The sequence below is a fragment of the Phyllobacterium sp. YR620 genome (genome assembly GCF_900104165.1).
Lineage (GTDB): Bacteria > Pseudomonadota > Alphaproteobacteria > Rhizobiales > Rhizobiaceae > Phyllobacterium > Phyllobacterium pellucidum.
The window spans coordinates 1-13,520 of record NZ_FNJP01000002.1; the positions used below are offsets into that span (position 1 = coordinate 1).

General features: G+C 57.6%; 13 protein-coding genes and 1 pseudogene. 2 read left to right on the forward strand and 12 right to left on the reverse strand.

The window, feature by feature from the left end; translation table 11 throughout:
* Positions 1-172: 172 nt before the first annotated feature.
* Positions 173-1,366 carry a M14 family metallopeptidase gene (locus tag BLR72_RS06880; protein ID WP_091946734.1) on the reverse strand — a complete coding sequence of 398 codons (1,194 nt, stop codon included), beginning with the start codon at positions 1,364-1,366 and terminating at the stop codon, positions 173-175.
* Positions 1,367-1,648: 282 nt separating this feature from the next.
* Here BLR72_RS06880 and BLR72_RS06885 point away from each other — a divergent pair, with 282 nt between their 5' ends.
* Positions 1,649-2,818 carry a zinc-dependent alcohol dehydrogenase gene (locus BLR72_RS06885; RefSeq protein ID WP_091946737.1) on the forward strand — a complete coding sequence of 390 codons (1,170 nt, stop codon included), beginning with the start codon at positions 1,649-1,651 and terminating at the stop codon, positions 2,816-2,818.
* A gap of 158 nt (positions 2,819-2,976) precedes the next feature.
* Here BLR72_RS06885 and BLR72_RS06890 read toward each other — a convergent pair whose 3' ends face one another.
* Both BLR72_RS06890 and BLR72_RS22215 read right to left on the reverse strand, forming a co-directional pair.
* Positions 2,977-4,410: a DUF1254 domain-containing protein gene (locus BLR72_RS06890; RefSeq protein WP_091946739.1), complete on the reverse strand. Its 1,434-nt coding sequence runs from the start codon at positions 4,408-4,410 to the stop codon at positions 2,977-2,979.
* A gap of 270 nt (positions 4,411-4,680) precedes the next feature.
* Positions 4,681-5,400 carry a hypothetical protein gene (locus tag BLR72_RS22215; protein WP_139202506.1) on the reverse strand — a complete coding sequence of 240 codons (720 nt, stop codon included), beginning with the start codon at positions 5,398-5,400 and terminating at the stop codon, positions 4,681-4,683.
* A gap of 34 nt (positions 5,401-5,434) precedes the next feature.
* On the opposite strand from BLR72_RS22215, the gene BLR72_RS22405 reads away from it, so the two are divergent.
* Positions 5,435-5,581 (forward strand): hypothetical protein, encoded by a 147-nt coding sequence (locus BLR72_RS22405; protein ID WP_175492300.1) that lies wholly within the window; start codon positions 5,435-5,437, stop codon positions 5,579-5,581.
* Here BLR72_RS22405 and BLR72_RS22795 read toward each other — a convergent pair.
* The 9 genes and pseudogenes from BLR72_RS22795 to BLR72_RS06940 all read right to left on the reverse strand — a co-directional run bounded on the left by BLR72_RS22795 (position 5,578) and on the right by BLR72_RS06940 (position 13,503).
* Positions 5,578-5,700 carry a hypothetical protein gene (locus tag BLR72_RS22795; protein WP_280140119.1) on the reverse strand — a complete coding sequence of 41 codons (123 nt, stop codon included), beginning with the start codon at positions 5,698-5,700 and terminating at the stop codon, positions 5,578-5,580. The genes BLR72_RS22405 and BLR72_RS22795 overlap by 4 nt on opposite strands.
* A 330-nt stretch (positions 5,701-6,030) precedes the next feature.
* Positions 6,031-6,239: pseudogene (locus BLR72_RS06905) on the reverse strand (cold-shock protein).
* 237 nt (positions 6,240-6,476) lie between these two features.
* Positions 6,477-8,072, reverse strand: coding sequence for a fucose isomerase (locus BLR72_RS06910; RefSeq protein ID WP_091948526.1), 1,596 nt, complete (start codon positions 8,070-8,072; stop codon positions 6,477-6,479).
* Between the two features lie 11 nt (positions 8,073-8,083).
* Positions 8,084-9,691 (reverse strand): FGGY-family carbohydrate kinase, encoded by a 1,608-nt coding sequence (locus BLR72_RS06915; RefSeq protein ID WP_091946749.1) that lies wholly within the window; start codon positions 9,689-9,691, stop codon positions 8,084-8,086.
* A gap of 29 nt (positions 9,692-9,720) precedes the next feature.
* A complete protein-coding gene (locus BLR72_RS06920; RefSeq protein ID WP_091946751.1) occupies positions 9,721-10,539 on the reverse strand; it encodes an SDR family oxidoreductase in 819 nt (272 codons plus the stop codon).
* A 34-nt stretch (positions 10,540-10,573) separates the two neighbouring features.
* Positions 10,574-11,383: an HpcH/HpaI aldolase family protein gene (locus BLR72_RS06925; protein ID WP_027232152.1), complete on the reverse strand. Its 810-nt coding sequence runs from the start codon at positions 11,381-11,383 to the stop codon at positions 10,574-10,576.
* A gap of 35 nt (positions 11,384-11,418) precedes the next feature.
* Positions 11,419-12,150: an amino acid ABC transporter ATP-binding protein gene (locus BLR72_RS06930; RefSeq protein ID WP_091946753.1), complete on the reverse strand. Its 732-nt coding sequence runs from the start codon at positions 12,148-12,150 to the stop codon at positions 11,419-11,421.
* The gene (locus BLR72_RS06935) at positions 12,131-12,790 is read right to left on the reverse strand and encodes an amino acid ABC transporter permease (RefSeq protein ID WP_175492339.1); all 660 of its coding nucleotides are present in this window, start codon (positions 12,788-12,790) and stop codon (positions 12,131-12,133) included. Before BLR72_RS06935 ends, BLR72_RS06930 begins: the two co-directional genes overlap by 20 nt.
* Positions 12,784-13,503: an amino acid ABC transporter permease gene (locus tag BLR72_RS06940; RefSeq protein ID WP_091946758.1), complete on the reverse strand. Its 720-nt coding sequence runs from the start codon at positions 13,501-13,503 to the stop codon at positions 12,784-12,786. Before BLR72_RS06940 ends, BLR72_RS06935 begins: the two co-directional genes overlap by 7 nt.
* Positions 13,504-13,520: the final 17 nt, after the last annotated feature.

The following is a 13,520-nucleotide window of genomic DNA, read 5'->3' on the forward strand; positions in this document are numbered from 1 at the left end:
CGCTTCGTCTCACGTCATTTCTGCCATTAAATGTCGTGCCGGTGCATCGCCGAATTCCCTGAAGTCTAAAAGAAAGCTCCGGCGTGCCCTTCTTTCCATAAATTGGGGAAAGCGGAAGGCGACGTGTCGTAATTCACATACGCAAGTTTAACTTGGCGATCGATCGACTCGATTACTCGGGATAGGACTCAACGCCCTCGTGCACCGACTTATTGAAAAGAATGAATACCAAGGGGTTTCCGGGCTCCGACATTGCATCGCTGCGCTGGCCTGTTACCTCCCCGGCAACGCTGCTCGTATACTCCGCAACAACCTCGCCGAAGCTATTGCGCTGGATCGCAACTTTTTGTCCGGCTTCAACTTTGTCGTTAAGTTTGACCAAATGCTCGACCAGCCCGCCTGCGGTCGCCAGGACCGGGAACGCGCTGTTACCAACAAAGACGGTCACGTCCTTGCCTGTACGCCCCATTGGCCCGGCGATGATGCCATGATGCCTGAGGACGTTCATCGTGCCTTCGACGAAGAGGGAGCTCATCTCCCTATCGAGGACGCGTGCAGCACCAATTTCCGGGGTGAACGACGGAATGCCAACGTCCATGAACGCGTTGTGCAGAACGCCGGGATAAACGTGATTGTCGAAAATCTGACCAACTGGGTAGAGCTCCATCATCGCCTTGACCTCGGGCACATCCATGCCGCCGAGGTTAAATGCAGTGACTTCGAATCCAGTTGTCCCGGTGTGAAAATCGATCGCGAAGTCGGCATTCGGCCGCAACAGCCGGTTGAATAAAAGCCCGGCGTGCCGGTTGGGTGCGGTAGCACCGTTCTCGTTCCCGGGCCACTCGCGATTCATATCGATCAGATCGATGCCTCTGCCCTGATTGGGCCATCTCCGCTGCATGCTTTCCAGGGCGGGACGGGAGATATCCGTGACCGCCATCACGGTACCCGACATTTCCGCAGGATTGAGCTGGTTCATCACTGTCTGGACCGTATGCACCGAACTCATCTCATCCCCGTGCACGCCACTTGTCAGGATGCCGCGCTTCCCGGGTTTTGCTCCCTTAGCCACCGTCACAGAAACATACCAATGCTGTCCAGTCGGCATCTCAACACCCTGAAAATACAAAAGGTGCTTCTTGCCTGGCTCCAGGTCATTGACGTCGAGCCTACTGATGACCTTTTTGCCTTCGATGACATCGCCAGTGTAGACGGTTCCCGAGGCCGGATTGGCAGGGGGTGTGGCTTGGGCTTGAGCATTCGCAGTGCCAGCGGTGCCGGCGAGCGCAGCCGACGCGCCGACTGTGGCAATGGATGCGATCATGAAATCGCGGCGATCGAGGCGGCCTTTCGATTTGTCCGACATGAGGGATCGTCCTTTGTCATCTGAGAAACTGCGTAAGAACAACGACGTACACGTGGTCACAGGTATCTTCCGCAACCTAGACCACAACCAGCTACTCGCAAAGTTGCTTATTTCTGTGTGGCTGTGCGGGAGGGGCCCAAGCAAGTGGTGGAGCGGGCAAAAAGAAAGAACAGCCAACCAAATTGACTGGCGCCCGGCGCTTTGCGAGTGGCGGGAAAATTAGTTCAGAAGGCGGAACGACTTCTGTTTGAGAAGGTTAGCTCTTAAACAGGAGCTACCGACATGCGTGCACTTTGCTGGCATGGAAAGGGCGATGTCCGAATTGACACCGTTCCCGATCCCAAGATTGAACATCCTCGCGATGCGATCATCAAGATAACCTGTTGTGCGATATGCGGGTCCGATCTGCATCTGCTGGACGGCTACCAGCCCACAATGGAAAAAGGCGATATTCTCGGCCACGAGAACATGGGTGAGGTTATTGAACTTGGTTCTGACGTCACCAATCTGAAAATTGGCGATCGCGTCGTGGTACCTTTTACAATCAGCTGCGGCCAATGCTGGTTTTGCAAGCATGGAATGTTCTCGTGTTGCGATCGCACCAATCCCAATGCTGAAATGGCTGTCAAAGCCATGGGGCACTCGCCCGCAGGCCTATTCGGGTTCAGTCACATGCTTGGTGGGTATAGTGGCGGCCAGGCGGAATATCTGCGCGTTCCGATGGCGGATATCGGGCCTATCAAGATTCCTGACAGCGTGACGGACGAACAGGCCCTGTTTTTGTCCGATATTTTTCCGACCGGATACATGGCCGCTGAAAATGCACAGATCGAGCCGGGTGATACGGTTGCGATTTGGGGATGCGGACCGGTTGGTCAGTTCGCCATCCGCTCCGCGCTGATGATGGGTGCTGGGCGGGTTATTGCGATCGACGAAGTTCCGGAAAGGCTTGCGATGGCCGAAGAGGGTGGCGCCGAGACCATCGATTTTTCCAAGACGGATGTCTACGACGAGTTGATGGCAAGGACCGACAAGCGCGGACCTGATAGCTGTATTGATGCTGTCGGCTGCGAGGCCTCCGGCCATGGTGCGACGGACGCAATAATCGACAAGGTCAAGGCCGCGACCTACCTTGCTACTGATCGGGTCCATGTCCTTCGAGAAGCCATCATGAGCTGCCGCAAGGGCGGAACCGTCTCGATACCGGGTGTGTATGTCGGTATGGGCGATAAAATTCCACTTGGTGCCGCGATGAACAAAGGGTTGACCTTCAAGATGGGGCAGACACACGTTCAGAAATATACGAAATCGTTGCTGGAGAAGATCGAGGCTGGCGAAATAGATCCGAGCTTTGTCGTCACACATCCCTCCGCACTGGAAGACGCGCCGGAAATGTACAAGAAATTCCGCGACAAAGAGGATGGCGTAATCAAGGTGGTGCTGCGTCCATAATTACAGTGCGGCACACTTGGCCGATGGGAAATCCAACGGCTTGGAGGCTGGACGCTTCGGACCGCCTGTGGGCAAGCAGATCCGAAGTGGAGCGAGCGCAAGACGGCCCGCCGATGAACTCGCGGCCGCTTTGACTGCCTCACCACTCCGTTTTCGATCTAGGAGCTCACTACGATCCCCGGGGGCGCCCAGGTCCCCTCGCCCGCCGGCAGCACCGAAGGCGGCGTTGTCTTTGGCCAGTAGAGCCGCATCACCAAATAGATCGGCCCGTCAGGGGCAGGCAGCCAGTTCGCTTCCTTGTCTGCGCCCGGAGACTTGTTCTGGATATGCAGTGTCAGCGACCCATCCGCGTTGGTCTTCATAGCGGGCAGCATGGGCGAGTTGATGAGATAGCGGTTGATCGGGTTTTCGATCAGGAGCTGGGACTTGCCGTCATAGATGGTCAGCGACCAGAAGGAATTCACCGGCGGCAGTTGTCCGGCCGGAAACGTCAGCGTGTAGTTGTGCTTGCTGCCGTCGAGCGTCTGCCCGTCGCTGTCGACGCGCGTAAACGGATAAGTCGCCTCCTCCGGGTCATTCCCATATATCCCGGCCTGCGCCGCAACGGCGCGTTTCAACCAGTCCCCGTTGTAGTGGGCGCTATCCCCGGGGAGACCGCTCACCCGCCAGCCATTGATTGTTTTGCCAACGTTGGCGACCGCCTCGTCGACCTTGCGCTGGCCCTCTTTCATGCCAAGGGCAAGCTCCAGCTTATGCTCCACTGACAGCTCCTTGAAGTCGAAGGTCTTGCCTGGACCGACGCCGATGCGAGCCAGCTTGGCGCGTATCTCCCTCTCATTGTCCTGCGGCGGCGCATACTGCAGCGCGAAGTCGAGGTAATCGAAGAAGTTGGTCTTCACGAGTTCCTTATCGATCTTCGGGAAGTCGATGGCCGGAGCAGCCGCTGGTGGCGTTTGCTTCAGATACGCCGAGAGCATCTGTACCTTGTAACCAGCCTGCACCTTCTTGACGTTGTCGAGATCATCCGGCCCGAAGAGCTGGGTGCGATAACCCGCGACGGAAAACTGTGTGCTCGAACGAAACACCTGCTTGATGCCTGCCGGGGTGTCACCCTTCCAGTCTGGCCCGACCACCATGTAGTCGCCGGCCTCGCTGCCCGTGGCACGAGTACCGATATAGCCGTAATTGTAGGTATTGCCGTCGCAGAGCATCACCGAGTAGTAGCGCTTTGGGTCAATCGCCGGGACCGAGAGTACGACCGGCTCGGCCCGCAAATCGAGCCACACGAAGGAATAGGGTGTGTCGCTGTTTGGCGTGACGATTGCTGTGTCTTTGTAGGTGAAGACGTTGGGTTCGTTCTTGATCTCGTTGAACGGAGCCTTGAACTGCCCCGAATTGCGATCGACCGCATACTCGTACATGACCCCATAGTTCATCACAAGCGGCAGGCCATAAATGAACCCTTCCTCGGCGATGTTCTTGGCGTCGATAATGTCTGGATAGCTCTGCGCCACCAAGATGCTTGGCTTCACGATTGTAGCGGCAGCGGCAATTACCGCAGCCGAGCGAAGAAGATCGCGCTTCGTCAACATTTGCTGTGTACTCCCGCCGTGGCCGCCAGAAGCAAGTGCCCCATGATATTCCCCCTCTGAATTACCCAAACTTGGCGGCGCAATATTCAGAAAACACTCATTTTGCGTCACCCGGTTTTGATATTCAAAGGCTGCAATCTTGGCTAGTAGAGCGATCAGATGTTACTGTAAATTACTGTTTCCAAGGCCTTGCAGAACGGCTGAATGCATTCCGATATCGTCGGACGGTTATTGCGAGAGGCGGGCTGCATCGCTTTGAAAAACTATACCTTAGGGCTGCGCCAGCGCCGTTGCCATCGAACCAGCAATGTCGTCTTGAAGCTGAAACAGGCCCTGGCGCTGAATATCGTTTTCGTAGCTGTTCGTCCAAAAAATGGAGCCATCGGCACGATTCACGAGACGCGTGCTTAGCCGAAGCCTCTCGCCCTCGATCCGGACCCGTCCTTCCAGCATGAAGGTTGGTTGCGGATCGACGATCGTGTTGGATGCAGCGCCATCCACGACGACGATCTCCTTGAATTTCGCGAGTTGCATGATGACTTCGTCAGTCAATCCCTTCGCTATATTCGCGGAGCGCCGTGTTCCCGAAAGGTCACCAAACGGTTCGACGAGTAATCGAGGAATAAGAGGTCCTGATCCCCTCGCGACAGTGGTCCCGCCATAAAGGCTCGCATGCGAGCGGATCAGGTAGTCGCCGGTCGCCAGTGCGAAGCCAATAGCAGCGATAATAGGGAAAACTGGCTGTCCTTCACTTGCTCGGTAATGGACAATGGCGCGCTTCTCGTAGACTTCCCGGTTTTTAAGCGCAACTCTGCGCCGCAACCACCGGTGCATGAGGCTCAACCTTCTTCCGGCAATCATCCGGCCAAGACGGGAGCGATCGACTTGCGCTTCACCTTGCACCGTCGCTGCATCGTGCAGCTGCTTGTTAAGGCTTGAGCAGCCAGGCGCGATCAGCTTCATCAACAAGACAGAAACGGCCAGCGACATTAAGCTTCGCCTCATAATCCGCAATCTCCGTTTCATGCTGTTCGACGTTCTCCGCTTCGGCGGCGCGAGCGTTCTTCAGTTGGACCTGGTAGGCGTCGATAACGATCTGATCGGCCTTGCGCTCGCGCTCGATTTTGTCGACTCTGGCTTCGGCAGCGGTTGCCCGGCCTCGGCCGCCTAGCCGCCGCCTCTGGCGTCGTTGCGTTCGATCGGAACAATGATGAGCGAATAGAATGCCGCGGTCACTGCTCCCCCGGCCAGCGCATAGAGGGCAGCCTTGATGGCTTCACGGATTGTCACGGCCCCTCCTCTGCGATTGGAGTGACCGGATTGACCTGTGCCGCTTGAGTAACCTCCTCGACGCGAGTTTCAACCTGGCGCCCGCCGGCGCCGAAGCGCCTCTTGTTCTGACCATCCCAGATTGTCACGGCAACATTGCCGGCTTAGCGGTCTTGAAAGGATGCGAACCGTGAGCCCACCATAGTGTAGTCGCATCGTCCGGCATAACGAATGCGCGAATCTTGGGAGGATATTCTGCATAGCTAACTGATTTCGCCCGCTGCGCTCCGCCGCCGCTTCTGAAAGTCGATCGTCCGCCGGCCGCTCGAATTCCCGACCTGGATTAGCCCATTAGATTGCACGCAATTGAGCGGCAGAGATCTTGCCCGATCTTTTGTTTTGAACGATTTCGAAGCTAATTTTTTGCCCATCGTTGAGTTCGCGAAGCCGGCTCGCTCGACCGCCGAAATATGTACGAGCACGTCTGTACCCCCGCTATCTGGCTGAATGAACCCGAAGCCCTTCTGAGAATTGAACCACTTAACTTTACCAGTAGCCATGCGTCGTCCCCTCTGTTGCAAATAACAAAGTATCGAGGGCAGTAGTAGGATCAAGCCGTGGCATCACCGACGGATGGAAAACCCATTGTCGGCTGTCCTCATGACAAACTTGAGTATCTGTCTCAAGTGGGCGACTTTTGCTCTGAACATGACAATGCCGGCGCCATTACGGTGTCTCAAACGGAACAAATGCGTAGCGAAAGGAAGGTTTCATCGGCCGCCGAGATTGCATGCGCTTTAATTCAACCCGCAGATATTGACGGAGATACCCAACTCGGCCGCCAGCGCTGCTTTCGTCCACATGGCTGCGTCCGCCGCCTCGGCGGAGGTGCCATAGGCAACTTGAACATGGTTCGCTTTATGCCGCGCCATCATGGCGTCGCGATCAACGCCTGTCAGGACGGCGTGCATGATAGGCCATTCGGGATTGGTGGCCCGCGACCGGCGCTCCGTCTCAGCTTCTGACAACGCTACGGCTTGGCCGCGACCAATATCCATATGAAGCGTGCCGTCTGCCACAAAGATTCGGCTCCACACGAGTTGACCGGCTTTAGCGACACCGCGCAGAGAGCCGCCTCCGGCAGGAAAGAACATTGCTGGTTGGCGGAAGCTTTCCGATCCTGCCCAGCCACCCTCGTGGTGTGCCGGAGGCGCCGCTCCCGAAATCTCGAAGACCCAGATGAAATCATCGCGGCCACCCGAGCGGTCGATGTCGCCCCAGCGAATATCGTGCAGCGTATTTTCCACCGGCTGACCAAGCGCGCGATGAACGCGATTGGTCATGACTCCATCGAGTGCTGCGCACTCATCGACTTCGTTGAAATGGATGATCGCTTCGCCCGGCTTGATCGGCTTGCCATCGCGGCCGATGACGTCGGGGCGGTCATCATTATTGAGAATTCCCTCGACGAGATCAGAGGCGGGAAGGAGGTCCTTCAGTCCCTGCTGATACTGAATTCCAACTGCCTCGCAGCCGAAGGCGTCGGCTATTCGCACCACGGCGATGTACATGCGGCATTGGTCGATAACCTGCGCTTCGGTAAGCTCAATTTTCGGATCGTCACCGAGGTGGAATGTCATGCCCTTTGCGACCATCCAATTGTACACTTGACGCGCTTCGGTCTCTGACACTTGCATCGTTGCGTGGTAGAGCGCCGATTGGGACAGCCGTTCCTTCCAGAAACCCAGCGGCATCAGGAGTTCGTCGGGGATGATTGCATTGTACATACCCATGCAGCCTTCATCAAAAACGCCAAGGATGACCTTGTCGCGCCGGATGGATTTTGCAAGCTCCCGGCCAAGCCTCGCTGCCTCGGCGGGCAAGCGAGCCTTGTCCAGTGCGATGGCATGCGACGTGTCATGCTCGATTCTACCCGTTTCGAGCCACTTCTTTAGTCCAGAGCGAAAGAAGGTGTCGTCGAATGTCTCGCTCCATAGTGTCGAGTAGGCGACGCCGGCTTTGGTGAGGGAACCGTTCAGATTGAGAAGTCCGACGAGCCCGGGCCATTCCCCGGCCCAGTTGGCAACAGTCAAGATTGGTCCGCTGTGGTTGACGAGGCCGGCGAGCACGTGATGCGAATATTGCCAGACCGCCTCGGCGACAATAAGCGGCACCGCGGGGTCGATCGTGGCAAAAATGTCCATGCCTTCGCGCTGTGAGGCGATGAACCCGTGGCCCTTTTCATTTCGGAACGGATGGGCGCGCACGAGGTCGTGGCCTAGACTGGCCAATACCTCGGTGAGTTTCCGCTCCATCGCCGCCTGGGCCGGCCAGCACTTGACATTCGCACTCTCCCGCAGGTCACCGCTGGCGACAAGCATTATCCTGGTCATATTCATTCCTCTTAATTCAGCGGCTCGGCCGACATCATTTGCGCGTAAGTGGCAAAGTCTTCCTGCATCCTGCGGAACACTTTGTATTTTGCCTTGTGATACCGCCGAATCTTTCCCGATCGTGGTTCGACAACCGTTCCGTCTCCACTCATGGCTGACATCGCGGAAGCAATGTCATTGAATGCGCCGGCCGCTACGGCGCCGAGAATGGCAGAACCCAACAGCACTGGTTCCGATTGCGCCGGCACCACCACACGGCACCCCGTCGCGTCGGCATGCTCCCGGAGATAAAGTGTATTCTTTGCGAGCCCGCCACTGACTACGAGGCTCGACACCTCGATCCCCTTGCGTTGCATCTCTTCAATGATATGGCGCGTGCCATAGGCGAGTGCCTGGATGGTCGCGAGATAGTCGAGTGCAAGGTCGTCAATATCGGAATCAAGGGTGAGCCCGCTCACCGCGCCTTTTCGCCACGCTTGCGCCAGGGGCGAACGGTTTCCGTGAAAATCGGGGTTGAGGTGCCTATCCGCCGTCAAGAAGGCGGGCTCGTCCGCCATAGCGGCCAGGTGCCGATGCAATTGTTCGGCGGGCCTACTATTGTCGCCAAGCGTGGCGCTGGCGGCATGGCGAGCGATCACAGCATCGATCAGCGCGCCGGCGGCGGATTGCCCGCCTTCACTGGCCCATACTCCTGGAAGCAGCACGGAATAATAGGGTCCCCAAACACCGCCGACGAAGATAGGTTCTTCGGAAGTTACAATGTGACATGATGATGTGCCGCCAATAAGCGCAAGGCTTTCGCCGCGAGCAGCGCTGACTCCCAACGTTCCGAGCGCGCCTGCATAGGCGTCGATCATGCCGCTCGAAACGGCAATACCAGGTCGCAGACCGAGTTCCGCCGCTGCAGTCTTGCTCAATTGTCCAATGGCCGTTCCCGCGGGCGCAAATTGGTTGCCGATCGCGACGTGATCATTCTCCCCGAGATCACCAAGGCCAATTGCGGCGAGGAAGTCTTGATCCCATCCTTCGCCATTGAAACCCTTGTGCCCGAGATAGGTCCACTTGCACACAGCCGAGCAGACGGACCGGGTGCTGGTGCCTGTTGCCCTGTGGACGAGCCAGTCGGGAAGGTCCCAAAACGTAGCGGCAATCTTCCAGCTCTCCGGTAGTTCACGCTTGAGCCACCGAAGTTTTGGCATCTGCATTTCCGGAGATATACGTCCGCCGACGTAGTCAAGAACCTCGCCGCCAATTGCATTGATTTCATCGGCATCGCCAATTGCCCGGTGGTCCATCCAAAGGATGATGTCGCTATCCGGTGTCGAATTGGGGCAGACGCTTACCGGTTTTCCAGTCTCGCCGACAACGACGAGCGAGCAGGTGGCGTCGAAGCCGATACCGACGATGCTGGCAGGGGCGATTCCGGCGCTTTCCGTCGCCGCGACCACCGCCATACCAACTGCGCGCCAGACGCCGGCTGAGCTCTGCTGGGCGAAGTTCGGGCGCGGGCGAAGCGTTTCGATCGCGGCAATACCTGTTCCGAGCAGCTTGCCCCGGGCATCAAAGACGCCGGCGCGGGCACTGCCCGTCCCGACGTCAATTCCCAAAAATGCTTTCATGCGATTTTCCCGTGTCGTTCCCGCACCGACTACCAGGCAGTAAAGCCGCCATCCACGACCACATTCGAGCCGGTCATGTAGGACGAGGCATCGGAGGCAAGGAAGCGGATCACCCCGTTGTACTCATTGATCTCGGCCTGCCGGCGCATGGGCACGCGGTCGAGGAAGGCTTCGACGAATTCCTTATCGAAGCTTGCCGTCTTTACGCCGCCGAAGGAGATGAGGTTGACGCGAACGTTCTTGGTTCCCCAATAAGTGCCGAGATAGCGCGTCAGGTTGACCAGGCCCGACTTCGACGCGGCGTAGGAGATCGCCTTGACGAATGGAATGCCGTCGCGCTCTTCGCGATAAGCATAGAGAGCTTGGTTCGGCGAGACGATGCCGTAAATCGAGCCGACATTGATGATCGAACCGCGCCCAACCTCAGCCATCTTGCTGCCGACGACCTGGCTGGTCAGCATGACGCCCGTAAGGTTGGTATCGATGATTTCATCCCAATATTTCTGCGGGTAAACCTCGAAGGGCGCATTCTGCTCCGCCGAGCCGTCAGGCTTGGAGTCGATCCCGGCATTGTTGACGAGGATGTGCGGTACACCCCAATCGTCGATCAGTTGTTCGGTCGCCTTTTCGAGCGCGGCCTTGTCGGTCACGCTTGCTTCGTAGACGCGAATGCGGTCTGTGAGGCCCGGGAACTTTTCGGCAAGCTTCTCGGCGCTGAAAGGACGTCTGCTGAAGATTGCTACCTTTACGCCAGCCTCCGCAAGCGACTTGGAGAATTGCGTGCCTAGCTGACCGAGACCGCCCGTGACGACCGCGACGCGGCCACTGATATCAAATGCATCACTCATGGTGTTTTTCCTGGTGTCCTGAAATGTTCGGTGGTCAAGCGGACTTAGCGGATGTATCAACCGCTTCGCGCGCGCGGCGCAGTCCCTCATTGAGGAACAGGACGTCATTTCCCATGATGATCATGTCGACGCCCTTCTTCTTGAGCGCGGAGACGTTCTCGGCAACAGGCGGAATGCATGGTGCCATCACCTTGATGCCGCGCGCATGGCATTTTTCGATGAGCTCGGCGAGCTTCTCCTCGATTTCAGGATGCGACATCGAATAGTCGATGGAGATGCGCCGCGAAATCGAATAGTCCGCCGGTCCGAAGTTGATGACGTCGATACCTTCGACGTCGAGGATCTCGTCGATATTGTCGAAGAACTCGTAGCTCTCGGCCATTGGAATGACGAGACGGGTTGCGTTCTCGTGCTCCATGTAGGCCGACCACTGGAAGCCGGGCCCGGCAAAGCCGGCGGCACGACAACTGGCATCGCCGCCACGGCGGCCAAAGGGCGGGAATTTAGCGGCCCTCACGATGGCGCGCGCCTGTTCGGCCGTTCCGACCTGCGGCACGATAACCCCCGTTGCCCCGAATTCGAGCGACTTGCGAATGTCCCATTCATTGGTCCCGCGTACCCGCACGAGAGGCGCGATTCCCGCGAGCAGCGCGACAAGCACCAGTTTTTCCATGTGTGCATCGACGTTGACCGGCGTGTGTTCGGCGTCGATGAAGGCGAAGTCAAGCCCCCAGTTTCCGGCGGCCTCGATGGCAGCCGTCGATCCCGTGTAAAAAGTGGCGCCGAACGTCGGCTCGCCGTTTTTCAACTTGCTGGCTAGTTTGGTGTTCTCTGGTCCGGGCAATTTCTCAGTCTCCTTGGTGGTAATGGCTTGGCCGCTCACTTGAGATCGGGCGCGATGAAGTTTTTCAGTTCCGGCGTTTTTGGATGGGTGAAGATTTCTTCCGATTTACCTTCTTCCCAGATCGTGCCCTGGTGCATGAAGACGGTGCGGGTGGCGACGCGGCGGGCGAACCCCATCTCGTGCGTGACCAAAACCATGGTCATGCCGGCTTCAGCGAGCTGAGCGATCGTCTTGAGAACCTCGCCTGTCAGTTCGGGATCGAGCGCCGACGTCACCTCGTCGAATAGCATTACCTTTGGCTTCATTGCCAAGGATCGCGCTATGGCAACGCGCTGTTGCTGACCGCCCGATAATTCGTCCGGATAAGCATCGGCCTTCTCTGCCAATCCGACGCGGCTCAGGACCTCCCGCACCAGCGCTGAACCTTCATCACGTGGCAGCCCTTTGACGACGCGTGGCGCAAGCGTGATGTTTTCGGCGACGGAAAGGTGCGGAAAGAGGTTATAGCTTTGAAACACCATGCCGACCTCCTTGCGCAATTCACGCAGGTTGGCGCGGGATTGGTCGAGCTTGTGACCTACAACTTCGATCGTGCCTTCCTGGAACGGCTCAAGCCCGTTGATGCAGCGGAGCATCGTGCTCTTGCCAGAGCCCGAGCGGCCTATGACCGCGACGACATCGCCGTGCTCCACCGCAAGATTTATGCCTTTCAGGACAGGAACGCTGCCGTAGGATTTTTTGAGATTCTCAATGCGCAGTGCCGGCATGTTTTCTTTCCTTGAGTTTCTCGCTCCACCACGACAGGGGATAGCAAACGACGAAGTACATCGCGGCGACCGTCAGGAAGACGTGGAAGGGCTGGAACGTCATATTGTTGAGGAGCTGGCCTGCCCGTGTCAGTTCAACGAAGCCAATCAGAGCGGTCACGGACGTATTCTTCACGATCTGCACCATGAACCCGACTGTGGGACCGAGCGAGATTTGAAATGCCTGTGGCAGGATTACATAGCGCAGTCGTTGGAACGGGCCGAGTGCGAGTGCGTCGGCTGCTTCCCATTGCGTGCGGGGAATCGCCTCGATACAGCCCCGCCAGATATCGGCGAGGAATGCAGTGGCGTAAATCGTGAGCGAGATCGCTGCCGCGGCCAACGGCGGGAAATAGAAGCCAAGAAAGCTCAATCCGTAATAGGAGAGGAAGACGACAATCAGCAGCGGAGTTGCCTGAACGAGCTGGATATAACCCGCCACCAGCGCCCGCAGCCAATTTGGGCCGAGGGAACGCGCAATAGCAAAGACCAGGCCGAAAATCCCGCCGCCGACGAATGTGCACAGGGAGAGGCCCACGGTCCACACAAGACCGTGGAAAAGGAATTGTACGCTCTGCCAACCGAAGGACTGGATCATGATTCGACCTCGCGGGGGAGGGTGAGTGTTGCGGCTGCAGACCCCGTCTTGGGGACGCGGCGACGGAACAGCCACAGCCCGACCAGCCAATAGAGGAAGCGGAAAACGAAGGTCATGGTGACGTAGATTGCCGCCAAAACCAGAAAGGTTTCGAGACTGCGGAAGGTCTGTGATTCGATCTTTGCGCCTGCCAGGGTCAATTCGGTCGCCGAGATGGCGGACGCGATGGACGTGCCAAGCAGAGTCAGCGTGAGCTGTCCGGTTAGAGAGGGATAGATGATACGCAGTGCCGGAATAATGACGACATAACGCATGACCTGGAGGCGCGAGAGGCCAAGCGCGAGACCCGCCTCGATTTGCGTCTTCGGAATGGCCAGCAGGCCTGCTCGAAAGATTTCGGCCGAATAGGCTCCAAGGTTAAGGGAAATTGCGAAGATTGCCGCCTCATTGGCAGTCAGTCGGATTCCCATATAGGGCAACCCGAAAAACAGAAGGAACAGCTGCACGAGCAGCGGCGTATTGCGAAAGGCTTCAACGTACGTGGCGCTGGCAACGGCGCCCCACTTCGGTCCATCCACGCGTAGCAACGCGGCTGCAAGTCCGATCGTTAGCCCGATGCCGATAGACTGACTCGACAGTATTAGAGTGTCTATGGTGCCGCTGATCAATTCCGGCGTTCGCGCCAAAACGGGCGTGAAATTCATCTCGTATGCCATGACGGTCTCCTGCTGTG